The sequence below is a fragment of the Streptomyces sp. NPDC047315 genome, assembly GCF_040643215.1.
Taxonomy (GTDB): Bacteria; Actinomycetota; Actinomycetes; order Streptomycetales; family Streptomycetaceae; genus Streptomyces.
This window is the reverse complement of sequence record NZ_JBEYTZ010000005.1, coordinates 278,387-302,214: the sequence shown is the minus strand read 5'-3', so window position 1 is coordinate 302,214 and position 23,828 is coordinate 278,387. Positions and strand designations below refer to the sequence as shown.

Genomic DNA, 23,828 nt, shown 5'->3' with positions numbered 1-23,828 from the left:
ATGCAGTTCGGACGCACCTATGAGGAGTTCGAGGTCGGCGCCGTCTACAAGCACTGGCCCGGAAAGACGGTCACCGAGTACGACGACCACCTCTTCTGCCTGCTCACGATGAACCACCACCCCGGCCACCTGGACACCAACTACGCCACGACCATGGTGCAGGGCCGGAACATCGTCGTCGGCAACTACATCTACTCGCTGCTGCTCGGCATGAGCGTGGAGGACGTCTCCGGGAAGGCCATCGCCAACCTGGAGATCGAGTCGCTCAAGCACGTGGCCCCGACCTTCCACGGGGACACGATCTACGGCCAGACCGAGGTTCTCGACAAGTGGCTGACCTCCCGGCCCGACCGCGGCATCGTGCACGTGGAGACCAAGGGCTACAAGCAGGACGGCACCCTCGTCTGCGTCTTCCGCCGAAAGGTGATGGTGCCGACCGAGGAACACCTCAAGGCGCACGGCGGCGACCAGCCCGGCCGCCCCGAGCTCCGAGAGTCCTGAAGAACCCGTGTCCCGGGCAGCCGAACTACGCGGGGCGGCCCGGGACACGGCCATCGCCGACCCGTCAAGACGGAGGGGAACAATGGCGGCCCTCGCCGAGACACTCGCCCGCTGGGCGCACTCCCACCAGCCCGACACCGACGACCTCGCGCTGGCCGAGCGCTCGTTGCTCGACACCCTCGCGGTGACCCTGGCCGCCCGGGTGCACGAGGTGGCCCGGCTCGCCGCGCCCCTGCCCGACGCGGCCCGCTGGGCCGCGGTCGGCCATGTGTTGGACTTCGACGACGTCCAGGTCGATGCGAACAGCCACGTCAGCGTCGTGATCGTCCCCGCCGTCCTCGCGACGGGCGGGGACGCCAGGGCCTACCTCGCCGGCGCCGGCGTCATGACCAGGCTCGGCATGCTGCTCGGCTGGCAGCACTACGCCGCCGGCTGGCACGCCACTTGCACGGAGGGCGCACCCGCCGCGGCCGTCGCGGCGGGCGTGGCGCTCGGCCTGTCGCAGGAGCGGCTCGCCGTCGCCATGGCGCTCGCGGTGCCCGCGGCCGGCGGCGTCCAGGCGGCATTCGGGACCCACGGCAAGTCACTCCAGGTCGGCTTCGCCGCCGAGGCCGGCGTGCGCGCCGCCCGTCTGGCCGCCGCCGGAGCCACCGCCGATCCCCAGGCGGTGGACGACTGGCTGAGACTCCTCTCTGGTACCGATGCCGGAGCAGTGCCGTTCGCGACGGGCGCGCCTGCCGTCCCCGGTGGCCTGGCCGTCAAGCTCCACCCCTGCTGCTACGCCATGCAGCGCCCCATCGCCGCCCTGCGTGAGCTGTCCGCCCGAGCTGGGGGCATCGACCCCGCCCGAGTCGCCCGGGTGGTTGTCACCACCCCCGAAGCGACCATGCAACCACTCCTCCACGACCGGCCGACCAGCGGTCTGGCCGGCAAGTTCTCCATGCCGTACGCCATCGCCACGGCACTCCTCGACGGCTTCCCGGACTTCACGAGCTTCACCGACGCGGCGGTGAACCGTCCCGAGGCGCAGCGTCTGACGGGCCTCGTCGAGGTCGTCCGTACACCCGGCGGCGACGACATCCTGCACGGCGAGATCGCCATCGCCCTCACGCTCGACGACGGCACCACTTTGCGTACTTCCCTCGCCGAGCCGCCCGGCTCGCCGCGCCGTGCGCTCACCCGCGCCGACCTAGCGGCCAAGTCCGCCGTGTGCGGCCCCGACGTGCCGGGGATGCTGGCCGGAATCACCTGGGCGTCCGCCCGCGACCTGCTGGCCGAGGCACTCCCCATGGCCTGATGCCCCCCGTGGCTCCCCTCCGACGATCGGCGGACCCGTGCACCTCACCCATTTTCTGCACCGAGCACTCCAGCAGACGCCCGAGCGGCCCCTGACGGTCTTCCGGGACCGGAGCCGTACCGTACGCGAAGTCGCCGACCGGGTGGCCCGGCTTGCGGGCGGGCTGCGGACCCTGGGCGTCGCCGAGGGCGACCGGATCGCCCTCCTGGCAGCGAACTCCGACCGGCACCACGAGGTGTTCCACGCCGCCTGGTGGTGTGGTGCCGTGATCAACCCGCTCAACACCCGCTGGAGCACCGCCGAGATCGCCTACGCGCTCCGCGACGCCGATGCCGCCGTACTGGTCGTCGACGACACATTCCTGTCCCTGGTGCCCGCCCTGCGAGCCCAGTGCCCGCAGCTGCGCTCCGTGGTCCATGGCGGGGATGAACCCGCCTCCGAGGACGTGACCGGCTACGAGGCCCTGATCGAGGCGTCCGGCCCGGTCGCGGACCTCCGCCGGGGTGGCGGCACCCCGGCCCTGCTGGTCTACACCGGCGGGACGACCGGCTTCCCCAAAGGCGTCCTGCACAGCCACCGCGGCCTGCTGGCCTCCCTGGCGACCACACAGCTCGCGTCCAGGTCGGTACTGCCCGGCGGGGTCACCCTCGTCGCCGCGCCGCTCTTCCACACCGCCGGCATCGGCGGCTGGCTGGCACAGAACGCGGTGGGCGGCACCCAGGTGTTCCTGCCCGGCTTCACCGCGGAGGCCGTGCTGGCGGCGGTGGAACGGCACCGCGTCACCACCACCGCGCTGGTGCCGACCATGCTCCAGTCGGTGGTCGAGCATCCCGGCATCTGCCACCACGACCTGAGCAGCCTGTACGCCGTCCACTACGGAGCTTCCCCGATGCCGGCGCCGGTCCTGGAGCGAGCCATGAAGGCGTTCCCGCACGCAGGTTTCAGCCAGGGCTACGGCATGACCGAGGCCGCTGGCATCACCGTGCTCGGGCGTGAGGAGCATGCCGCCGGTGGCGCCGTGCTCCGTTCCGTGGGACGGGCGACTCCCTTCTGCGAGCTGCGGATCGCCGGCTCGGACGGGGCGGAACAGGCACCCGGCGACGTGGGCGAGGTCTTGGTGCGCGGTGACTTCGTCATGCTCCGCTACTGGAACCGACCCGAGGAGACAGCCGAGGCGCTGCACGACGGCTGGCTGCGCACCGGCGACATCGGTTACCTGGACGCCAACGGCTGTCTCCATGTCGTCGACCGCCTCAAGGACATGATCATCACCGGCGGGGAGAACGTCTACACCGTCGAGGTGGAGCACGCACTGGCCCGGCATCCCGCCGTCGCCGCCTGCGCTGTACTCGGGGTTCCCGACGAACGCTGGGGCGAGCGGGTGCATGCGGCCGTCGTGCTCGGCCCCGGCGCCCGGACGACGCTCGAAGAACTCCGGGCCCACGTCAAGACCCTGGTTGCCGGCTACAAGGCTCCCCGCAGCGTGGAGTTCCTGGACGCGCTGCCCCTCTCCGGAGCGGGTAAGGTCCTCAAGCACGAACTGCGGGAGCGCGCCGCCACTCGGTGAGGTGCGACGGACGTGCGGCCCTGAAGGCACGCGCCGCTAGGACCGCGCGTCAGCGTCAGCTCCCGATCGCCCCCGGACGGCCGCTGTCGGGGGGTGCGGTCCTGCTCAAGACCCTGACCGCCCGCCCCGTCATGCCGTGAGGCGAGGCCGTACCGCCGCATCGGCGGTACGGCCGGATGCCCCGTCGCTGCTACTGGACGTAGTCCTTGAGCGGAGGCTCGGTCCAGGAGAAGGGCCCGAAGGTCGCGAGCCGGGTCAGGGCGGTGGGGCCGGCCACGGTGAGCCCGTAGGTTGCCTCGGCGGGGGTGACGCCGGGCATGTTGACGTCGAGGCACGTGCCGAAGGGCAGCCGTGCCGGGTTCGCCGGACCGGTATGCGTCAGGGCGTCCTCGACGAGACGGAAGGTGACGGAGTCGAAGAGCAGGCCGATGTGCCCGACGACGCGTCCCGGGCAGATGTCCTGCACGGCGATGTTGGTGGCGCCTTCCTGGATGGCCGTGGTGAAGGGCTGGACCACGGCGTCACCCCGGCTGTAGATGGAGGTGTAGGTGATCGGTCCGGGTGTCTCGTCGCCGCCGTTGAGAGCTTCGAGGAAGTTGGAGCCCGCGCTGAACTGGGTGCCGGCGGTGGCGCAGGGCAGGACACAGACGACGGATTCGGCGATGATGCCGTGGCCGGGGTTACCGACCAGGACCATGTCGTCGACGGCGTTCTGGACGGAGGGCCACCACTTGGCGGCCCAGCGCATTTCGAGGTTGCCCTGGCTGTGGCCGATGACGTCGACCTTGCGACCGGTGGCGGTGTGGATGTGCTGGATGGCGTTGACGACGTACTGGGTGGCGTCCTGGATGTCGCCGAGTGCCCACAGGGGGAGGTCGACGGTGCAGACGTCGTAGCCGCGGTCGCGGAGGGCGGGGGTGTAGTTCCAGCCCCAGTTCTCTTCGGCGTTGGTGCCGGTGCCGTGGAGGAGGAGTACCGGCTCTCGGGTGGTGTCGGGGTAGGTGGTGGGGCAGGACAGGGCGGCGTCGAGGGTCGCCTGCGGGATGGTCAGGGGCGGGTCGCCGGCCGTGGCGTGGCTCTGAGGTGAGAGCACCACCAGGGACACGAGCGCCGCGAACACGGCACCCAACGTCCGCCACCTGACAGACAGCATGCTTCTCCAGGAGGGGCGTCGCGCCCCGGCCCGAACTGACACCATGGACCTTCTCCGTCTTCATGTGAGCGTGCGCGCACCCACTGGGCGCGCAGGGACGATCGGGTAACGGCCTGCCGACGGGCCGTTCCCCGGAACCCGGATGCCGCCAAATGTCACAGTGGCTCCCGCGCCCCACAAGACATCCGTCACAGGCGCGGACGACCGACCGGGAAGACTGTCCTCGGAGAACACCGACAGGACCGCACCGGTGTGCGGGGGGGCCCAATGCGGCGGGTGACTCGCGGGCGAAGGCCAGGGACCGTACGCACCGACGAAGAGTCGGTACGGGCCGGAAGGCGGTACGTGCGGCTCGTCAGGCCAGTTCGATGACGGTGCGCAGCGCCTCTCCCGAGCGCATCTGGCGTACCGCCTCGTTGACCTGGCCCAGCGGGACCCGGTGCGTGATCATGCCTTCCAGGTCGATGCGGCCGGCCCGCCACAGATCGATGATGGTGGTGATCGTGCGCCGGACGTCCTGGCCGCCGTAGAAGGAGGGCAGCAGTCGCCGTTCGTCACTGACCAGTTCGGCCATGGAGATGTCGGGGACGTCGGTGCGGCTGCCGACGCCGACCAGACAGACCGTGCCGCCGACGGCGGATGCGTCGTAGGCGGCACGAAGGGTACCGGGCTTCCCGACGGCCTCGAAGGCGTAGTCGAACCCGGCTCCGCCGGTGAGACGCTTCCTGGCCTCGGCCAGCTCCTCAGGGGGGACGGCCTCGGTGGCGCCGAAGCGCAGCGCCCAGGCGCGCCGCTCGGGGGTGGGGTCGACGGCGACGATCTGCGCTGCTCCGGCCACCAGGGCTCCCTGGACGATGCTCACCCCCACCCCGCCGAGACCGATGACGACCACCGACGAACCGGGCCTGACCCGGGCCGTGTTGAGAGCCGCCCCGATGCCGGTGGTGACACCGCAGCCGATGAGTGCGGCGACGTCGTACGGCAGGTCGTCGGGGATCGGGATCACCGCTGCGGCGGAGATGACCGTCTCCTCGGCGAAGGTCCCCTCGCCCATCAAGCCCGGCACCTTCGCACCGTCGCGTTCGAAGTTGGGCACCCCGATGTTGCGGTAGCCGCTGCGGCACAGATGGCCTCGGCCGGAGACACAGGCCGGGCACCAGTCGCAGGGGGGCATCCAGCAGACGACCACGCGATCTCGGGGCTTGACGTGGGTGACGCCCTCACCGACCTCCACGACCTCGCCGGCGCCTTCGTGGCCCGGCACGAAGGGGGCGGGGTGCGCGATGACCCCGCTCATGGCGGAGAGGTCGGAGTGGCACAGGCTGGCGGCGTGCAGCCGGACGCGGACCCGGCCGGGACCGAAGGACGTGGTGGTGACGTCGTCGTGGACGGCGAGGGTCTCGTCGCCGGTGGTGTGGAGTACGGCAGCGCGCACGGGACTGCTCCTCGGGAGGAAGGGGTACGGGAACGGGGCGGCCCCGCCGGAAGGTAGGGCCGCGGGGGTGTCCGTCGGTGTGGACCTCAGCTCTTGGCGGGGCGGGGCAGGGCGATGGTCTTGTCCTCTGTGTACGCGGCCAGCCCCTCGGGTCCGAGTTCGCGGCCGACGCCCGAGTTCTTGAAGCCGCCGAAGGGGCCCAGCGGGTCCAGGCGCTGGCAGTTGACCGCGAAGGTGCCGGTGCGGATCCGGCGGGCCACGTCGATGCCCCGCTCGGTGTCGCCGGTCCAGACCGTGCCGGCGAGACCGTAGTCGGAGTCGTCGGCGATCCGTACGGCCTCGGCGTCGTCCTCATAGGGGATCAGGCACACCACCGGGCCGAAGATCTCCTCGCGCGCGATGCGCATCGCGTTGTCGACGTCTCCGAAGAGGGTGGGCTCGACGTACCAGCCGGTCGTCCGTCCGGCCGGTACGCCTCCGCCGGTGAGCAGCTTGGCCCCCTCCTCCTGGCCGACGCGGATGTAGTCGAGGTTGCGCTGCTGCTGGCGGCGGGTGACCAGGGGGCCGATCTCGGTGGTGGTGTCGGAGGGGTCGCCGACCTTGAGCGCGGCGACGGCCGCGGTGAGACGTCCGGCGATCTCGTCGTAGCGGCTGCGCGGGGCAAGGATCCGGGTGAGGGCGACGCAGGTCTGCCCGTTGTTCGGGTACGCGGCGGAAACCAGCGCCGGGATCGCCTCGTCGAGGTCGGCGTCGTCCAGGACGATGCCGGCGGACTTGCCGCCGAGTTCGAGGGTGACGCGGGTGAGGTTGGCGGCGGCGACCTCCATGACCCGCTTTCCAGCCGCGACGGAGCCCGTGAAGGCGATCTTGTCGATGCCGGCGTGGGCCACCAGGTACTCGCCGACCTCGCGGTCAGCGGGCAGCACGCTGAGCACGCCAGCGGGCAGTCCGACCTGCTCGCAGACCTCGGCGAGCAGGAAAGCGTCCAGCGGGGTCTCCGGCGACGGCTTGAGCACCACCGTGCAGCCGGCCAGCAGCGCGGGCGCGAGCTTGGCGGCTGTGACGAACTGCGGGAAGTTCCACGGCACCACGGCGGCGACCACGCCCACCGGTTCGCGCAGCACCAGCAGGGGGCCGCCCGCGCCGACGCGCTCCTCCTCGAAGGGAAAGCGGTCGGCGACCGCGGCGGCCACGGCGTAGGCGCCGACCGGAGCCAGGGCCTGGGCCTTCGTCGCCCAGGTGATCGGCGAGCCGTTCTGGGCGGAGATCAGCTCCGCCAGCTCCTGGTGACGGGCGGCGAGCCCGTCCTTGATCCGCTCGACCACGGCGATCCGCTCGGCGAGCGGCTTCCGCGGCCAGGGGCCGTGGTCGAAGGCATCGCGCGCGGCGGCGACGGCCCGGTCGACATCTGCGCGGGACGCGTGCGGCACCCGGCCGATGACCTGCTCGGTGTGGGGCGACACCACCTCGATGGTGTCCGTACCGGCCGGCGCGACCCATGTGCCGCCGATGAACAGCTTCTTGTGCTCGATGAAGGGGGGCACCACGCTCTCCTCGCGTCTCACCCTGGCTAGATTCGTACTCGGACGTCTCCAGGGGTGTCGATCGTGACAGCGTGACACTAAGCGTATTCTAGATAAAAGTGAAGCATGTGTCACATCATTTGATCGGCCGTGAAGTGTCTGTGACTGCCGTTCGAGGTCGGCTACGCTGTTGATCGCCTCCGGCCGCCGGGCGAACTGCCGGAGTACTGCCCACAGCACAGGTGTGACCAAGGAGGTCGGAGAGTGGCGGCGCGCAGGCCCCCCAACCGCAAAGCATTGATCCGCTCCGCCGCGGCGGAGCTCTTCCGCGATCACGGGTTCCACAATGTTTCGGTGGCGCAGGTCGCCGAAGCCGTGGGGATCACGGCGCCCGCCCTCTATCGCCACTACCGCAACAAGCGTGATCTCTTGCTGGCTGCTGTCCTCCATGAGCTCGACACCCTGGACGCGATCGCTGCGAGCGCCACCGACCTCGACGGACTGCTGGCCGCACTCGCCGGGACCACCGTCGAAGGGCGAGGTACTGGAGCCCTCTGGCAGCGCGAGGCCCGCCACTTGGACGACCATCAGCGCGAGGTCATCCATGAGCACTCCGACGGCACCATGGCCCACTTGGTCCCGCTGGTCGGGGCAGCCCGGCACGAGCTTTCCGAGGCGGACAGCAGGCTCGTGGCACTCGCCGTCGTCGGTGTCTTCGCCGGCCGCCGCACGTCCCGCACGGCTCTCTCTCGCCGAAGGCATGAGCAACTGCTCCTGCGACTCGCCACGGCCGAGGCCAACGCGGAGCTCTCAGCCTCGAATGGTCAGGAAGCCTTCACCGACGCGGCGATCGACCCGATGATCGCCGGTGTACGCATCCCCCGCCGAGAGCAGCTCCTCACCGAGGCGATCCGGCTCTTCGACGAGCACGGCTTTCAGACCGTCCGGCTGAGCGACATCGCCGAGGCCGCCGGCATCGCCCGGACCGGGGCCTACCGACACTTCGCCAACAAGACCGAACTGCTGGTCGCCGCCGCGACCGCGGCCGGTGACCGAATGCGCCTCGCGGTCGCTCAGGCCCTTGCACAAGCGCGTGGACCAGGCGAGGTGCTTGAGCTCCTGCTGGCGGCGCACGTCGACGTCACGCTGCAGAACGCGCGCCTCGTCGGCATCCTCATCAATGAACGCGACCAGCTCCCCGATCCGGAACGCAAGAAGTACCAGCGGTTCCAGGACGACATGTTGAATGTCTGGCTCCAGGCAGTCGACAACGCCCTTCCCGGTCGCGACCAGAGGGAGGCCAAGATCGTGGTCCAGGCAGTACAGTCGATGGTCTACTTCGTCATCCGCTCCCGTTCCACCGCTAATCGGCGCGACCTCCCGGAGCGGCTCAATGAACTGGGAATGGCGCTACTCCAGGGCTGGTGACCGCCCGGTCGCCTGATCCCGCGGCACACCTGACCGGACATTCGAGGCCGATTGACACCCCGTCGAACTAACCAGGGGTCGGCAACGGCTTCCGCTACGGCTGAACCTTCGACTCCGCCGTGCTGTTGTCCGCGACCTCGCCGAGGGTCGCGAGGCGGAGGCCGACGGCTTCATCCTCCTGCACCTGCACAGCAGCACTGCGCTGCCCCCGTTGGCCAATCGGCACCCGCCCCCTCCCGCTGTGGCACCTCGCCGACGGCAGGAGTAGCCCGGGCCAGAACGCCGGTAGTTGAAGCGAGTTGCGCAAATCCAAGGCGGGGCTCTCGTCCAGCCACTACCCCACCAGCCGACCAAGATCCGGACCATTCCCGGGCCATGTTGCGGCCGGGAGACTCCAGAAGGGGCATTTCTACTGATCAAAGCGTCGCAGCCCTTGTACCACCGGCAGACGAAGAATCTGCCGCTACGTGCGCGGGCCGCAAGAACGTGACCATCGCCCGTCCAGTCACCTGGCCAAGCAACGTCACCACGAAGGCGGCCATAGCCACTGCGGGGTGGGAGGGTCTGCACACGGCCTCGCCGACCCCATCGACGCCGCCCTCACGAACCGCAGAAGCCGACGAACCCGCTTCGGCCTGGTTCTTCCACGACGCCGCCCAGTGCCTGCGCTACGACCTTGAGCACAGCAGAACCATCACCGCTCCCCACCGGATCGAGTCAGGGGCTGCCGCCCGGCATCTGGTACTCGACCGCGGAACTCGCCCGGATTCTCGGTGTCGATCCCTCCACCCTGCGCCGCTGGCGCACCGCACACCCCCGCCAAGGACCGCCGTATGTGCCCCTGGCCGGACGCGTCGTCCTCTGCAGCGCCACCGACGTCGAACAGTGGATCGCCCAGCGCCGCATCTCCCCTGAACGGGGGGCCTGATGACCCACACCGAGGCCGTCCCGCTCGGTGTGCGGGTGGCCAGCGACATCGAGCACCACCCCAACCGGCCCTCCCCCCACCGTGCCCGCGTGCGCTGGTTCGACCCCGTCTCCACGCTCGACCCCTACCTCGCGGGCTGGCGCCGCCGGGTCGTCCCCGCCCTCGGGCACTTCCCGGTCCGCGTGATCACCAACGGTGCCGTGGACCGTACCGTCCACGGCTGGATCGCTGACGAGCAGAGCCGCTCGACCGTGAAGAACAGCCTCGCCGTCCTGGTCCGTGTCATGGAGCAGGCGGTCCGGGACGGGCTGATCACCGTCGATCCGGCCCGGGTCACCGGCTGGCAGCGCGAGTACAAGCAGGCCGAGGACGAACTCGACAACCCCCGCGCCCTCGCCCTGCGCGACTGGCCCACCCTGCTCCGCCTCGCGGGGGCGCTTGTGGCCCGCTCCCACGGGCATTACCAGGGGTGGGTTGAGGCCGTCGTCTTCGCCGCCCACCTCAACCCCGTCCGCGCACCCCTCCAGCCTCACCGTCCAACCCGTCCCCGGAAGGCGCCGCTAGACCGCGTGGTCCCCAAAGGGTCCCCAAGAAACACGGAAAAGCGGTACCGGATTTCTCCGATACCGCCTGCGACCTGCGAAAACACAAGTCGGGACGACAGGATTTGAACCTGCGACCCCTTGACCCCCAGTCAAGTGCGCTACCAAGCTGCGCCACGTCCCGTTGCCCGTCTGACCTGGGGTTTCCCCTGGCTGAACGCGCATGAGAACCATACCGCACTCGCGGCCGTGGTCACGAACCGCTTTCCGGCCGTCACGCCCCTCCCGCACGCCCCGGCGCGCGATCGCCTTCGGGCCGGGGGCAACTCCGGTGGCGCGGATGCGAGGTTCGGGTGGGCGGTGAGGCGCCGTCCGACCCATTGACCCCCCGTGACCGTGGAACCTACCCTGTGCAACGGACTTCAGAAAGCGCTTTCCATCCGGCTGTCCGCCCACCAGTACCGGGAGCGCCATGAACCGTCACCGTACCGATCACGGCGCCCGAGAGCCCCGGGCCGGCCAGCTCCGCCCGGGGCGGCATCGCTTCGCGCTGCTGGTCGCGGTGGTCGGGGTGCTCGCGCTCGTCGCCGGGCTCGGGCCCGGTCAACCGGCGCGGGCCGAGGCCGCCAAAGCCACCGCCCCCACCACCGCCCCGTACCGGGTACTCGTCTTCTCCAAGGTGACCAACGTCGCCCACGAGTCCATCCAGGCCGGCATCGACGCCATCACCGAACTCGGCACGGAGAACGGCTTCGCGGTCGAGGCGACCGCCGACGCCGCCGCCTTCACCGACGGCAACCTCGCCCGCTTCGCGGCGATCGTGTTCAACAACACCAACTCCACGCCCGCCTCCGGCGATCTGCTCGACGCGGCGCAGCGGGCCGCGCTCCAGCGGTACGTCCGCGGTGGCGGGGGCTGGGTCGGGCTGCACTCGGCTTCGGCGAGCGAGCGGGACTGGGCCTGGTACGAAGGGCTGGTCGGGGCGATCTTCGACAAGCACCCGGCGGTCCAGCGGGGCCGGGTCAAGGTGTTGGACCGGGTGCACCCCTCCACCAAGGACCTGCCGGAGCTCTGGGAGCGCACCGAGGAGTGGTACAACTGGCGCCTCAACCCCACCGGCAAGGTGCACACCCTCGCGCAGATCAAGGTGCGCGACGGAGTCACCGGGCTCGACGAGGGCGTGGACCACCCCTGGTCCTGGTGCCAGGACTACGACGGCGGGCGTTCCTGGTTCACCGCCGGCGGCCACGCCAAGGCGGCCTTCCAGGAGCCGGCGTTCCGCACGCACCTGCTCGGCGGGATCGAGTGGGCCGCGGGGGCGAAGCCGGGCGACTGCACCGCGACCAAGACGGGCGCCTTCCAGCGCACCCCCCTGGTGACCAGCGACCTGGCCGATCCGTTCGAGCTGGCCGTGGCGCCCGACCGCAGGGTGTTCTTCATCGAACGCACCGGCAAGGTCAAGGTGGTCGACCAGCGCACGCTGGCGGTGTCGACCGCGTACGACCTCGCGTACGCCCCCGACATGACGAGCCAGTCCGACGGTCTGCTGGGGCTCGCCCTCGACCCTGGCTTCGCCACCAACCGATGGCTGTACCTGCTCCACTCCGACAAGGTGGAGAAGCGCCTCAACCTGTCGCGGTTCACCGTCGTCGACGACCGGCTGGACCCGGCGTCTGAGAAGCGGCTGCTGACGATCCCCACCTGGCGCGGGGAGGGGCGGGCCAACTCCCACATGGCCGGCTCCCTGGCGTTCGACCGGCAGGGGCAGTTGTACGTGGCCACCGGCGACAACACCGACCCGTTCGGGTCCGAAGGGTTCACCCCGCTCGACGAGCGGCCCGGCCGCCGCGCCTGGGATGCCCAGGCCACCTCGGGCAACACCGCCGACCTGCGCGGCAAGGTGCTGCGCATCAAGCCCGAGCCGGACGGCACGTACTCCGTGCCCGCCGGCAACCTCTTCGCCCCGGGGACCGAGCGCACCCGCCCCGAGATCTACGCGATGGGGCTGCGCAATCCGTTCCGGATCACTACCGATCCGCTCAGCGGCGCGCTGCTGGTGGCCGACTACGGTCCGGACGCCCGGGCCGCGAAGCCCGACCGGGGACCCGAGGGCACCGTCGAGTTCACCCGGATCACCGGCGCCGGCAACTTCGGCTGGCCGTACTGCATCGGCCCCAACACCCCCTTCAACGACTTCGACTTCGCCACCCGAACCCCCGGTCCCGCCTTCGACTGCGCGAAGCCGGTGAACGACTCGCCGCACAACACCGGGCTGCGGGAGCTGCCGGCCGCACAGCCTGCGACCGTCTGGTACGCGTACTCAGCGTCCGCCGCCTTCCCCGAACTCGGCACGGGCGGCGGCGGGCCGATGAGCGGTCCGGTGTACGACTACGATCCGGCGAACCCGTACCGCACCAAGTTCCCCGCGTACTTCGAGGGGAAGTGGCTGGGGTACGAGCTGACGCGCAAGTGGTTCAAGTCGTTCTCGCTCCAGCAGCGGGACCAGGAGTTCACCGATCCGCGGTTCCCGCCGGCGCGCGCGGGCGAGTTGCAGTCGATCAACTCCGTCTTCGGCGACATGGCGTGGCACCAGCCCTTCGACGCGGACTTCGGGCCGGACGGCGCGCTGTACGTGATCGACTTCGGTCTCGGCAGCGGCACCGGCCGGGGCGGCAGCAACGAGGGCGCGGGGATCCACCGCATCGACTACGTCGGTGACGACCGCCTGCCGGACGCCCGGTCGACGGCCAGCCGCGACTCGGGCCCGGTCCCGCTGTCGGTGACGTTCTCCAGCGCCGGCTCCGGGCTGCCGGACGGCCGGCCGGTGTCGTACGCCTGGGACTTCGACGGCGACGGCACGACGGACTCCACGGCGGCGAACCCCACCCACGTCTACCGGACGGCGGGCCGCTTCACCGCGCGGCTGACGGTGACCGGGCCCGGCGGGCTGACGGGGCTGTCCGCCCAGCAGATCACCGTGGGCAACTCCCGTCCCGTCGTGACGATCGAGCGGCCCCCGAACGGCGGCGTCTTCCGCTTCGGCGACACCGTCCCGTTCACGGTGAAGGTCAAGGACGCGGAGGACCGCCGCATCGACTGCTCCCGGGTGGTCGTCCAGTCGCAGCTCGGCCACGACTCCCATCTGCACCCGCTGGACAACCAGACCGGCTGCACGGGCGAGATCGTGACGGACACCGGGGACAGCCACGGCCCGGGGCAGAACCTCTACTACGGCGTCACCGCCCGTTACGAGGACCGGGGCGGCCCCGGGGCGCCCCCGCTCACCGGCTCCGCCGCGCTGACCCTGCGGACCGCCTTCCGGGAGGCCGAGCACAGGACCGCGACCGGCGGGGCGAACGGCGGCGCGGCGGTGGCCAGCCGTGCGGACGCCTCCGGCGGGAAGCGGCTGGTGGAGATCGAGCACGGCGACTGGATCAGCTTCGATCCGGTGCACCTGAAGGGCGTCGAGTCGGTGACGGTCGGCGCCGCTTCGGGCGGGCTCGGCGGCGACGTCGAGTTCCGCGCCGGATCCCCGACGGGCCCGCTGCTGGGGAAGGTGACCGTCCCCGTCACCGGGGGCTGGGAGAACGTGGTGTCGCCGACGGCGCGACTGCGCGACCCGGGCGGGACGGTGGCGCTGTACGCGGTCTTCGTCCAACCCCGGTGGACGCCCGAGCAACCCGACCTGTTCGCGGTGGACTGGCTGCACTTCAACGGGCCGGGGGTGGAGAAGCAACCCGCGGCGCAGCTGCGGCTGGCCGCCGAGACCGATCCGTCCGCGCCGCTGTCGGTACGGCTGACGAGCACCGTGAAGCCGCTGCCGGGGCGCACCGTCACCGCGTACCACTGGGACTTCGGGGACGGCTCGCGGCCGAGCGGACCCGAGGGACCGACCGCGGGCCACGCGTACGCCCGGCCCGGTCCGTACGCTGCGCGGCTGACCGTCACGGACGACCGGGGCGACACGACGACGGCGAGCCTCCCGCTGGATGTGGCGCGGGGCGCGGGAAGGAGCGCACGTGCCCATCAGACGCGTGAACGGCGCGGGTAGAAGCGTGAACGGCGCGGGCGCGTCGCGGCGGAGCGTGCTGCGCGGCGCCGGTGGGGCGCTGGGCGCCGCGGCGCTCACGGCGACTTCCGCAGGGCTCGCGGAGGCGGCGGGGGTACGGCGCTGCCACCGGCGGATCCCGCCGTCCGGCATCGGCATGCACCTGTACACCATGCGCACCGCCCTGGCCGCGGACTTCCCGGGCACGCTGGCCCGGTTGGCGGCGACGGGTTACGCGACGGTCGGCGTCAGCGGCCGGCACGGGCGCACCGCGGCGCAGATCCGGTCCGTACTCGACGACGTCGGGCTCCGCGCGGTCTTGGAGCACGTCGGGTACGACGTGCTGCGCGGCCCGGGGCTGGGCACGGCGTTGGATGACGTGCGGGTGCTCGGCGGGCGGTGGGTCGTGGTGCCGAGCCTGCCGCGGGCGCTGCACACCCCTGCGGGGTTCCGCCAGGCGGCGCGGGAGTTCAACCGGATCGGGGCGGCGGCGCGGGCCGCGGGGCTCGGGCCGCTGCTGTTCCACAACCACGGCGCTGACCACCAGGTCGTCGACGGGGAGAACCTCTACGACATCCTGTTGCGGGAGACCGACCCCGAGTTCGTCGCCTTCGAACTGGACCTGTACTGGGCGGTCAAGGGCGGGGCGGATCCGCGGTCCCTGTTCGTCCGGCACCTCCGGCGGTTCCCCGCCCTGCACGTGAAGGACATGGCGTCGGACGGTTCGATCGCGGACGTGGGTTCCGGGGTGCTGGACTTCCCGTCGATGTTCGACCGGGCGGGGGACGGCGGGGTGCGGCAGTGGCTGGTGGAGCACGACGCCCCCGCCGATCCGTTCGCGACGGCGCTGACGGGCTACCGGTACCTGTCCCGGCTGCGGTTCTGAGCGGTCGGGCCGGGCGAGTGGGGCGCGGGCCGCTCACTCGTCGCCGTGCGCGGCCCCCAACAGCCCCCGGATGTGTCCGGTCGCGTCCCGGAACTCCCGTCGCCCCATGACGTCGGTGTAGTCGCGTTCGGCGGGCAGTCCGACGTGGATGACTTCCGTGATGGTGCCGGGCCTCGGGCTCATCACCACGACCCGGTCGGCGAGGTAGCACGCCTCCGCGATGGAGTGGGTGACCAGCAGCACGGTGGTGCCGGTCTCCCGCCAGATGCGGTGCAGTTCGGTGTTCATCTGCTCGCGGGTCAGTGCGTCGAGCGCGCCGAAGGGCTCGTCCATGAGCAGGACCGGCGGCGCGTGCAGCAGCGCGCGACACAGGGCGACCCGCTGCTGCATGCCGCCGGACAGTTCGTGGGGGTAGGCGTCCTCGAAGCCGTCGAGGCCGGTCATGGCGATGAGTTCGGCGGTACGGCGGCGGGCCAGGTCGCCCGGCATCTTCCGCATCTCGGCCTGGAGCAGGATGTTGCGGCGGGCGGAGCGCCATTCGAGGAGGGCGGCGCGCTGGAAGACGTATCCGATGTCGTGGCGCGGTCCGCGTACCCGTTCGCCGCCGAGGTGGACCTCCCCAGTGGTGGGCGCGAGCAGGCCCGCGACCAGCTTGAGCAGGGTGGACTTGCCGCACCCGGAGGGGCCGACGAGGGCGACGAACTCGCCCGGCGCGACCGTGAGGGAGACGTCCGCGAGGGCGGTGACGTCACGTTTCTTCGTTCGGAACCGGACGGCGACGTCGGTGAGGGAGACCGCGTCGGTCGGTGGGGCGTCCACGCGGTCCGCGGCCCGCCCGGCCCCCCGGCCGCCGTCTTCAGGTGTCACGGTCGTGCCCCGTCCGTTCCTCGCCATCCGACTTCCCCTCCGCATCCGTCGTCGTCGCCACCGCCGTCGCCGCGGCGTCGACCCGTCATCCCTTCGCCGCCACGGCGGCGTCCCAGTAGTCCGAGACCTTCTTGGGGTTCTTGACGACCCCGGCTTCGGCGAAGACGTCGATGGTGCGCTGCCAGTCGCCGTCCGTGTTGACGCCGGGAGCCTTGCCCCGGGTGGCGGGGGTGTGCAGCAGCGTGACCGTGGTCGCGAACTGCTCGGACAGCACCTTCTGCGGCGGCAGTTGCTCGCTCGCGCCCGCCATCGCGGCGACGGCGGGGCCGGGCGCCTGCTGCGCCGCGGCGAAGGACTCGCTGACCGCCTTCACCATCCGGGTCGCGACGTCGCCGTTGTCGGCGAGGTAGCGGGTGCCCGTGATCAGGCCGTTGGAGTAGAAGTTGAGGCCGTGGTCCGCGAAGCGGAGGTAGCCGACCTCCTTCTTCGCCTTGTCGGCCATGATCGGGCCCTGGTCGCTGGCGTAGCCGAGCAGTCCGTCCGTCTTCCCGGAGATCACCGCCGCGATCTTGCCGGCCGGGTCGGTGTTCTGGACCTTCACGTCGGACTGGCCGACGTCGTTCTTCCGCAGGAAGACGGGGAAGGTCTTGGAGAGCGCGTCGCCCGCAGTGCCGGCGATCGTCTTGCCCTTGAGGTCGGCGGGCGTCTTGATGTCCTGCGCGGTGAAGAACTGCACGGACGACGGCGTGGTCTGGAGGAAGACCCCGAGGCTCTTGACCTTCACGCCGGAGTCCACGCCGCCGAGCAGCGCCGGGGTGTCGGCCCAGCCGAAGTCGCTCTGGCCGGCGCCGGTGGCCTGGACGGTCTTCTGGGAGCCCTGGCCGGCGCGGATGGCGAGGTCGATGCCGTGCTTCTCGAAGATCTTCTGCGCCTTGCCGTAGTAGAAGGGCGCGTGTTCCCCGTACGGGTACCAGTTGAGGGTCAGGGTCACCTTGTTCAGCTTCTTGCCCGACTCGGAGGTGGACTCCCCGCCCCCGCCGTCGTCGCCGCAGGCCGTGGCGGCGAGCAGCAGCAGCGGGACGAGGCCGGTCAGTACTCGGCGCGCGGTCATGGCTGGTCCTTGTCGTCGCGGTGCGGCGGTCGGTGGGACGGACGGTCGGAAGCGGTGTGCGGGTCCGGTGCGGTCCGGTGCACGGGTGCGGGGGCGCGGTCAGTACGAGGTGGTGACCCCGGCCTCGCGACGGCTGGCGTGCCACGGCAGCAACAGCTTCTCCGCCAGCTCGACGAGGACGAAGAGGACCACGCCCAGCAGGGACATCACGAGCAGTCCGGCGAACAGCATCGGGGTGTCGAGGTTGCCGTTCGCCTGGAGGATGACGTAGCCGAGCCCTTCGTTCGCCCCGACGAACTCGCCGACGACGGCACCGGTCACGGCGAGGGTCACCGCGACCTTGAGCCCGGAGAAGAGGTGCGGCAGGGAGGCCGGGAGGCGGATCTTGACGAAGGTCTGCCAGGGGCCGGCGCCCATCGTCGCCGAGAGTTGCAGCATCTCCGGGTCGACCGCCTTGAGCCCGGTGACCATCGAGATGACGACTGGGAAGAAGGCGATGAGGACGGCGATGAGGACCTTCGGCCCGATGCCGAAGCCGAGCCACACGACGAACAGGGGCGCGATGGCGATCTTCGGGATGACCTGGGCGAAGAGCAGGATCGGATAGAGGGTCTTCTCCGCCGTGGCCGAGTACACCATCACGACGGCGGCCAGGACGCCGACGCCGATCGCGATGACGAAGCCGAGCAGCGTCTCGTACGTCGTCACCCAGGTGTGTTCCCAGAGGTAGTCGGCCTTGTTCGCGAACACGTCGAAAGTGGCGCCGGGCGAGGGGACGAGATACGGCTCGACCCACTCGAAGGCGGCCGTCGCCCACCAGCCGGCGAAGCAGACCAGCAGCAGCGCGGCGGGCCGCCAACTCGTCGCGGCGGCGCGGGCCAGGCGCTCGCCCGCGCCGGGCTTCGCACGGCGCACGACGCCCGCGACCCGACGGGGTGCCGGCTTGATGGCGCTCTGGCTCACGGTCGGCTCCTCCGGTCTCCCGGGCCGGTCGACGCACCCACCGCGGCGAGGGCGCTGGAGGCGGTCCGGGCTGTCCGGGTCTGATTGGGAGTGAGGTTTCTCGGACGCTGGGGAGATGGGGCGAACAGACGGGAAACCGCTTTCAGAAAGCGCTTTCTGATAGGGTGTCGCCACGCTAGTGACTGCCAGGACGCACGGTCAATAGGGCGTCCCGAACTTTCAGGGGGGTGCGCCCGCACTGCCCCGCGCGTTCCGCCGCACTCGCAGCACCGGAGGGGATCCGCCCATGAGCGTGCCGCCCGCGCCGTCCGTGACCGTCGACCGGGTCCAGACCTTCGCCGTCGCCCTGCCCACCCGTCGCTCCTTCGGCGTCGCGGGCGGCGCGGTCGCCGTCGCCGGCGAACCGTCGCTCCGCGTCCTGGTGAAGGTGACGGCGTCCGACGGCGCTTACGGCTGGGGCGAGGCGACGCCGATACCGGCCTGGACGTACGAGACCGCGGAGTCCATCGTCACCACCGTCGACCGCTATCTCGCACCGGCCGTCGTCGGGCTGCCCGCCTGGCACCTGGACGCCGTCGACCGCGCCTTCGACCGGGCGGTGAACCGGGGCATCAGCATCGGCGCACCGCTCGCGAAGAGCGCGGTCGACGTGGCGCTGCACGATCTGCTCGCACGGGCCGCGGGGGTGCCGCTGGGCGTGCTGTGGGGCCAACGCCGTCAGGAGAGGGTCGAGTTGGGCTGGGTGGTGTCGGGCCAGTCCCCCGCCGAGGTCGGCGACAGCGTCGCCGAGGGCGCCGCCGCGGGCTACCGCGCCTTCAAGGTCAAGATCGGTCTGCACGACGAGGACAAGGACGTCGCCGTGGTGACGGCGGTGCGCGAACACGCCCCCGCGGCACCGCTGTGGGTGGACGCGAACCAGGCGTACGCCGTGGACGCCGCGCTGCGCGTGGCACGCCGGCTCGACGCCCTCGGCGTGACCGCCTTCGAGCAGCCGCTGCCCGCCAACAACGTGGCCGGGCTGCGCCGGTTGCGCGAGCGTTCGCCGGTGCCGATCGCGCTCGACGAGAGCCTGCGCCACCCGACCGACCTGGCCACCTTCGTCCGGTTGGACGCGGTGGACGTGGCCATCGCCAAGGTGCAGCGCAGCGGCGGGCTCACGCTGTCGCGGCGGCTGTGCTCGCTGGCCGAGGACTGCGGGGTGCGGCTGATGGGCTCGGGCCTGACCGACTCGGACCTGGGGCTCGCCGCGTCCTTGCACCTGTTCGCCGCGTACGGCATCGACACCCCGGTCGACCTCAACGGCCGTCAGTTCATCGAGTCCCCCTACGCGCAGCGGACCGTACGGGTGGAGCGGGGGACGGCCCTGATTCCGGACGGGCCGGGGCTCGGGGTCGAGGTGGACGAGTCGGTCGTCCGGGAGCTGTCGGTGGACGTCCTGGAGCGCCGGCGGTAGGCAGGGCGCGCAGCCGGGCGGGGCTTCAGAGGAAACCGTCCTCCCGACGGTGGATCTCCTCGACGAGCTCCCCCGCCATCGCCTTGATGGACTCCAGGCCGGCGCGCCCCCAGGCCCTCGGTTCGGTGTCGACGACGCAGATCGTGCCGAGGGCGGTGCCCGTGCGGTCGATCAGCGGAGCCCCGAGGTAGGAGCGGACCCCGATCTCGTCGACGACCGGGTTCCCGGCGAAGCGCGGGTAGTCGCAGACGTCCTCCAGCACCAGCGCCTTGCGGCGCACCACGACGTGCGGGCAGTAGCCGCGGTCCCGCCCCATGATCCGGTCGGCCGCGCCTGCCGAGGCCGCCGCTGCGGCCGTGGCCCCCAGGTCCCGACCGCTGTGGACACCGGTCGGGGTGTGCAGCCCGGCGAAGAACTGCCGGTTCTCGTCGATGAAGTTGACGAGGGAGTACGGGGCTTCGAAGGCTTCGGCCAGCCGTTTGGCGAAGTCGTCGAAGACCGGGTCCGCGCGGTCCCAGAAGCCGAGTGTGCGCAGCCGCTTGCCCCGTTTCAGGGCTTCCCGGTCGACGGGGGTCAGCAGCAGGTTGTTGGTCGGGTCGTACCTCACGACGGCGCTCCGTGGGTCGGCGCTGGGGCCGGGGTGGCGGCGGTGTTGAGCAGGTGTTGCACCAGGGTGACGAGGGTGCCGATGCCGGAGCTGGCGATCCGGGCGTCGCACAGGACGACGGGCACCCCGGGCCGTAGGTCCATGGCCGAGCGCACCTCGTCGGGCTCGTAGCGGTAGGCGCCGTCGAACTCGTTGACGGCGATGGCGAATTGGATGCCGCGGGCCTCGAAGAAGTCCACGGCGGAGAAGGAGTCCGCCAGCCGTCGGGTGTCCGCGATCACGACCGCGCCGAGCGCGCCCTCGCACAACTCGTCCCACATGAACCAGAACCGCTCCTGGCCCGGGGTGCCGAAGAGGTAGAGGACGTGGCGCTCGTCGAGGGTGATCCGGCCGAAGTCCATGGCGACGGTGGTCGTGGTCTTGGCCTCGACGCCGTGGAGGTGGTCGGTGGCCACCCCGGCCTGGGTGAGCAGTTCCTCGGTGCTCAACGGCTCGATCTCGCTGACCGCCCCCACGAAGGTCGTCTTGCCGACCCCGAAGCCGCCCGCGACGAGGATCTTCAGGGCGGTGGGGAACGGATCGGCGCTCGGCGCCTGTCGGGCCGGTGGGTCCGGCTCCCGGGGTCCGTCGGGGTCACAGCCGTCGTCGTAAGCCATCGAGCACTGCCTCCAGCAGGGAGATGTCGGCGGGGTTGTCGTGGTGGCGCGGCGCCCGCGCGGTGACCGCGCCGCACTCCACGAGGTCGGAGAGCAGCACCTTGGCGACGGCCGCGGGCAACCGCAGATGGGCCGAGACCTCGGCGACCGACACCGGGGCGCGACAGAGCGCGAGCGCCTGGGCGTGCTCGGGCCCCAGCGGGCTGCGGGGCACGTTGCCGGTGGCCCTGACCAGGGTGAGCAGGTCCAGGGCCGCGGTGGCGCGGGTGCGTCCGCCGCTGACGGTGTACGGGCGGATCAGCCGGCCCGCCGCGGCGTCGAGCAGGGGGCCGTCGAGGGGTACGGGCACGTCACTGTCCCACGGCGCCGGCGACCCCGGCCTGCTTCCTGGCGGGGGTGACGAGGTACGGCCGTACGCTCTTGACCAGCATCGCCATCTCGTAGCCGAGGACGGCGGCGTCGGCCTCGCGGCCCGCGAGCACGGCGAGGCAGGTGCCGGAGCCCGCGGTGGAGACGAAGAGCAGCGTGGAGTCCAGCTCCACGACGACCTGGCGGACCTCTCCGCCGTCGCCGAAGCGCGCTCCGGCGCTGCGGCCGAGGGAGTAGAGGCCGGAGGCGAGGGCCGCCATGTGGTCGGCGCTGTCGGGGTCGAGGCCGTGGACGGACTTCACCAGGCCGTCGGAGGAGAGCAGTACCGCGTTCAGGGTGTAGGGAACGCGTTGGACCAGGCCGCCGAGGAGCCAGTCGAGATCGGGAACGGAGCCGTTGGGCACGTCGCTCGCCATGGTGCATCTACTCCTTGCTGGTGGTGTCGTGGCGCCGCGGGGCACCGGGCGCCGCGTCGGGGGCGTGCGAGGTGTGCGAGAGCTGTGAGGGGTGCGCGGGGTGGGACTGCTCGTACCGCGGGTGGGGTTCGGCGGTCTCGGCCAGTCCGAAGCCGCGTCGGAAGGCGGCCATCAGGCCCGGGTCGTGCACGGCGTGTTCGTCGCTGCGGCGGGGCGGTGGCGGGGTGCGCAGTTGCGGCACGATGTGTTCCTGGACGCGCCGTTGGGGCAGTTGGGGGCGGAGCAGGGCGGTGTCCGCGTCCAGCGGGGGCATCAGGGGCGGTGCCGTGCGCTGGGGTACGTAGGCGTGCGGCACGGGGGCCGCGTGCGGATCGGCGGGGTCTTCCGCGCGCGTGCGGTGCCCCGTGCCGGGCAGGGCGGCTGCGGGGGTGGGGCGCAGTGGGTGCTCGGTGCGTACGGGCAGCGGGCCGCGGGGCTGCGGGGGGTGTACGGCCGGGTGCGCGGGGACGGGGGCGTCTTCGGGGGCGGGGTGCTGGTCGGGGCCGGTGTCGGTGCCGATGTCGGCAGGGGCGCCCCGGTGGGGTTGGTGTTCGGCGATCGTGGTGGGCGCGGGTCCGGGCACCGGGTCCGGCCGGCCGGGGGCGAGGTGGCTCTTGGCCCGGCGGGTGCGTCCGGACTGGGTGGCGGCGATGACGCCGCCGGCCAGGCCCTCGGGGTCGGAGCCGAGGAGGCCCTGCGGCAGGACGAGCACGGCCTGCACTCCGCCGTAGATGTTGTTCTGCAGGCGGACGGCGATGCCGTGGCGGCGGGCCAGCGCGGAGACGACGAAGAGTCCGATGCGGCCGTCTTGGAGGAGGTGGGCGACGTTCACCTGGTCGGGGTCGGCGAGCAGGGCGTTCATCCGGGCCTGTTCGGCGGCGGGCATGCCGAGTCCGCGGTCCTCGACCTCGACGGCGAGTCCCGCGGTGACGTACTGGGCGCGCAGCAGCACCTGGGTGTGCGGGGCGGAGAACAGGGTGGCGTTCTCCACGAGTTCGGCGAGCAGGTGGATCACGTCGGCGACGGCGTGGCCCCGCAGGGTGCCTTCGATCGGGGGGACCAGCTTGACCCGGGGGTACTGTTCGACCTCCGCGATGGCGGATCTGAGCACTTCGGTCATGGTGACCGGGTGGGACCACTGCCGTCGGGAGACCGCGCCGCCGAGTACGGCGAGGTTCTCCGCGTGGCGGCGGATGCGGGTGGCCAGGTGGTCGACGTGGAACAGCCCCTTGAGCAGGTCGGGGTCCTCGACCTCGTTCTCCAGGTCGTCCAGGAGCTGGATCTCGCGGTGCACCAGCGACTGGAGCCGGCGGGCGAGGTTGACGAAGACCTCGACCTTCTGTTCGTTGCCGACGCTGCTGGAGAGCCTGGACGCCTGGACGACGGCGGCGATCGCCGAGTCCTGGAAGCGTCCGAGCTCCCGGGCGAGCCGTTCGAACTCGTCGGCCGGCGGCGGGCCGCCGGTGGCGCCGGCGGTGCGGATCGGCGGCGGGCCGTCGCCGCGTCGGATCCCCTCGACCACGGCCGCGAGTTCCGTCCGGTCGCGTTCGGCGCGGCGGCGGAGGGCGGTGGCGCGCGCCAGCACGGCGGTGGCGAGCCGGTCGGCGCCGAGGGCCGCGAAGGCGACGCAGACGGCGGCCGTGCCGGCGAAGGCGGCGAGCACGGCCCACAGCACGGGCGACGGCTGGTGGTTCGTGGTCTGCACGGTGAAGGCCACCGCCGTCGCACCGCTCAGCGCGGCGGCGAGGGTCGGCAGGACGGCCGTGCGCAGCAGTCGCGGTCTGAGCCGGGTGTCGGGGTGCGGCCCGGCGCGCGTGCGGCCCACCGGGGGCACCGGCCTGCCCGGCTGCCTGCCGTGGCGCCCGCCCTCCCGTCGATCGGGCCGTTCGACGGGTACGCGTGGTTGAGACATCGACGTCCTCGGTGCGTGGGGTCCCAGGGACCGGCGTGCCGCCCTTGGGTACTGCGTGTGATGACCCGGTCCCGCTCGTCGGTCCAACGGCGTTCCACCGCCCGCGAGATGACTGCGCGTTGTTGAT

At 71.7% G+C, this 23,828-nt stretch carries 20 protein-coding genes and 1 tRNA gene; 9 read left to right on the top strand and 12 right to left on the bottom strand.

All coding sequences use genetic code 11. From position 1 onward, the window contains the following. From ABZ842_RS07830 to ABZ842_RS07820, 3 genes are all read left to right on the top strand, one after another. Window positions 1–501, top strand: coding sequence for a MaoC family dehydratase (locus tag ABZ842_RS07830; RefSeq protein ID WP_361533386.1), 501 nt, complete (start codon window positions 1–3; stop codon window positions 499–501). Window positions 502–583: 82 nt separating this feature from the next. After that, entirely contained in the window at window positions 584–1,798 is a 1,215-nt protein-coding gene (locus ABZ842_RS07825; protein ID WP_361533383.1) for an MmgE/PrpD family protein, read from the top strand. Between the two features lie 37 nt (window positions 1,799–1,835). Continuing rightward, window positions 1,836–3,365 carry a long-chain fatty acid--CoA ligase gene (locus ABZ842_RS07820; protein ID WP_361533374.1) on the top strand — a complete coding sequence of 510 codons (1,530 nt, stop codon included), beginning with the start codon at window positions 1,836–1,838 and terminating at the stop codon, window positions 3,363–3,365. A gap of 190 nt (window positions 3,366–3,555) precedes the next feature. Here ABZ842_RS07820 and ABZ842_RS07815 read toward each other — a convergent pair whose 3' ends face one another. From ABZ842_RS07815 to ABZ842_RS07805, 3 genes are all read right to left on the bottom strand, one after another. Further along, complete coding sequence (locus tag ABZ842_RS07815; RefSeq protein ID WP_361533371.1) at window positions 3,556–4,518, bottom strand: alpha/beta fold hydrolase; 963 nt, start codon at window positions 4,516–4,518, stop codon at window positions 3,556–3,558. A 355-nt stretch (window positions 4,519–4,873) separates the two neighbouring features. Further along, entirely contained in the window at window positions 4,874–5,953 is a 1,080-nt protein-coding gene (locus ABZ842_RS07810) for a zinc-binding dehydrogenase (protein WP_361533368.1), read from the bottom strand. 86 nt (window positions 5,954–6,039) lie between these two features. Next, window positions 6,040–7,497 (bottom strand): aldehyde dehydrogenase, encoded by a 1,458-nt coding sequence (locus ABZ842_RS07805; RefSeq protein ID WP_361533365.1) that lies wholly within the window; start codon window positions 7,495–7,497, stop codon window positions 6,040–6,042. A gap of 243 nt (window positions 7,498–7,740) precedes the next feature. Between ABZ842_RS07805 and ABZ842_RS07800 the strand changes: the two genes are divergently transcribed. The 3 genes from ABZ842_RS07800 to ABZ842_RS07790 all read left to right on the top strand — a co-directional run bounded on the left by ABZ842_RS07800 (window position 7,741) and on the right by ABZ842_RS07790 (window position 10,503). Next, window positions 7,741–8,904, top strand: a complete 1,164-nt coding sequence (locus ABZ842_RS07800; RefSeq protein WP_361533362.1) for a TetR family transcriptional regulator — start codon at window positions 7,741–7,743, stop codon at window positions 8,902–8,904. A gap of 676 nt (window positions 8,905–9,580) precedes the next feature. Further along, window positions 9,581–9,832, top strand: a complete 252-nt coding sequence (locus ABZ842_RS07795) for a helix-turn-helix domain-containing protein (protein ID WP_361533359.1) — start codon at window positions 9,581–9,583, stop codon at window positions 9,830–9,832. Further along, the gene (locus tag ABZ842_RS07790) at window positions 9,832–10,503 is read left to right on the top strand and encodes a hypothetical protein (protein ID WP_361533356.1); all 672 of its coding nucleotides are present in this window, start codon (window positions 9,832–9,834) and stop codon (window positions 10,501–10,503) included. The genes ABZ842_RS07795 and ABZ842_RS07790 overlap by 1 nt, the downstream gene beginning before the upstream one ends. Here the strand turns inward: ABZ842_RS07790 and ABZ842_RS07785 are convergent. Continuing rightward, window positions 10,485–10,558 (bottom strand) — tRNA-Pro (locus ABZ842_RS07785). The two genes, ABZ842_RS07790 and ABZ842_RS07785, sit on opposite strands and share 19 nt — an antisense overlap. Window positions 10,559–10,846: 288 nt before the next feature. On the opposite strand from ABZ842_RS07785, the gene ABZ842_RS07780 reads away from it, so the two are divergent. Together ABZ842_RS07780 and ABZ842_RS07775 are read left to right on the top strand one after the other, a co-directional pair. Further along, complete coding sequence (locus ABZ842_RS07780) at window positions 10,847–14,425, top strand: ThuA domain-containing protein (RefSeq protein WP_361533353.1); 3,579 nt, start codon at window positions 10,847–10,849, stop codon at window positions 14,423–14,425. Between the two features lie 58 nt (window positions 14,426–14,483). After that, on the top strand, window positions 14,484–15,308 hold the full coding sequence (locus ABZ842_RS07775) for a sugar phosphate isomerase/epimerase (RefSeq protein WP_361533503.1): 825 nt from the start codon (window positions 14,484–14,486) through the stop codon (window positions 15,306–15,308). A 33-nt stretch (window positions 15,309–15,341) separates the two neighbouring features. On the opposite strand, the gene ABZ842_RS07770 is transcribed toward ABZ842_RS07775, so the two are convergent. The 3 genes from ABZ842_RS07770 to ABZ842_RS07760 all read right to left on the bottom strand — a co-directional run bounded on the left by ABZ842_RS07770 (window position 15,342) and on the right by ABZ842_RS07760 (window position 18,249). Further along, on the bottom strand, window positions 15,342–16,127 hold the full coding sequence (locus ABZ842_RS07770; RefSeq protein WP_361533500.1) for an ABC transporter ATP-binding protein: 786 nt from the start codon (window positions 16,125–16,127) through the stop codon (window positions 15,342–15,344). A gap of 133 nt (window positions 16,128–16,260) precedes the next feature. Next, window positions 16,261–17,286, bottom strand: a complete 1,026-nt coding sequence (locus ABZ842_RS07765; protein WP_361533350.1) for an ABC transporter substrate-binding protein — start codon at window positions 17,284–17,286, stop codon at window positions 16,261–16,263. 99 nt (window positions 17,287–17,385) lie between these two features. Then, window positions 17,386–18,249 carry an ABC transporter permease gene (locus ABZ842_RS07760; protein WP_361533347.1) on the bottom strand — a complete coding sequence of 288 codons (864 nt, stop codon included), beginning with the start codon at window positions 18,247–18,249 and terminating at the stop codon, window positions 17,386–17,388. Between the two features lie 286 nt (window positions 18,250–18,535). Between ABZ842_RS07760 and ABZ842_RS07755 the strand changes: the two genes are divergently transcribed. Further along, entirely contained in the window at window positions 18,536–19,702 is a 1,167-nt protein-coding gene (locus ABZ842_RS07755; protein WP_361533344.1) for an enolase C-terminal domain-like protein, read from the top strand. 25 nt (window positions 19,703–19,727) lie between these two features. Here ABZ842_RS07755 and ABZ842_RS07750 read toward each other — a convergent pair whose 3' ends face one another. The 5 genes from ABZ842_RS07750 to ABZ842_RS07730 are packed head-to-tail and all read right to left on the bottom strand — an operon-like array spanning window position 19,728 to window position 23,701. Then, a complete protein-coding gene (locus ABZ842_RS07750; protein ID WP_361533341.1) occupies window positions 19,728–20,309 on the bottom strand; it encodes a GAF domain-containing protein in 582 nt (193 codons plus the stop codon). Further along, entirely contained in the window at window positions 20,306–20,965 is a 660-nt protein-coding gene (locus ABZ842_RS07745; RefSeq protein WP_361533338.1) for an ATP/GTP-binding protein, read from the bottom strand. Before ABZ842_RS07745 ends, ABZ842_RS07750 begins: the two co-directional genes overlap by 4 nt. Further along, window positions 20,943–21,314, bottom strand: coding sequence for a DUF742 domain-containing protein (locus ABZ842_RS07740; protein WP_361533335.1), 372 nt, complete (start codon window positions 21,312–21,314; stop codon window positions 20,943–20,945). The genes ABZ842_RS07745 and ABZ842_RS07740 overlap by 23 nt, the downstream gene beginning before the upstream one ends. A gap of 1 nt (window position 21,315) precedes the next feature. After that, on the bottom strand, window positions 21,316–21,750 hold the full coding sequence (locus tag ABZ842_RS07735; RefSeq protein ID WP_361533332.1) for a roadblock/LC7 domain-containing protein: 435 nt from the start codon (window positions 21,748–21,750) through the stop codon (window positions 21,316–21,318). Between the two features lie 7 nt (window positions 21,751–21,757). Beyond that, window positions 21,758–23,701, bottom strand: coding sequence for an ATP-binding protein (locus tag ABZ842_RS07730; protein WP_361533329.1), 1,944 nt, complete (start codon window positions 23,699–23,701; stop codon window positions 21,758–21,760). Between the last annotated feature and the right edge of the window lie 127 nt (window positions 23,702–23,828).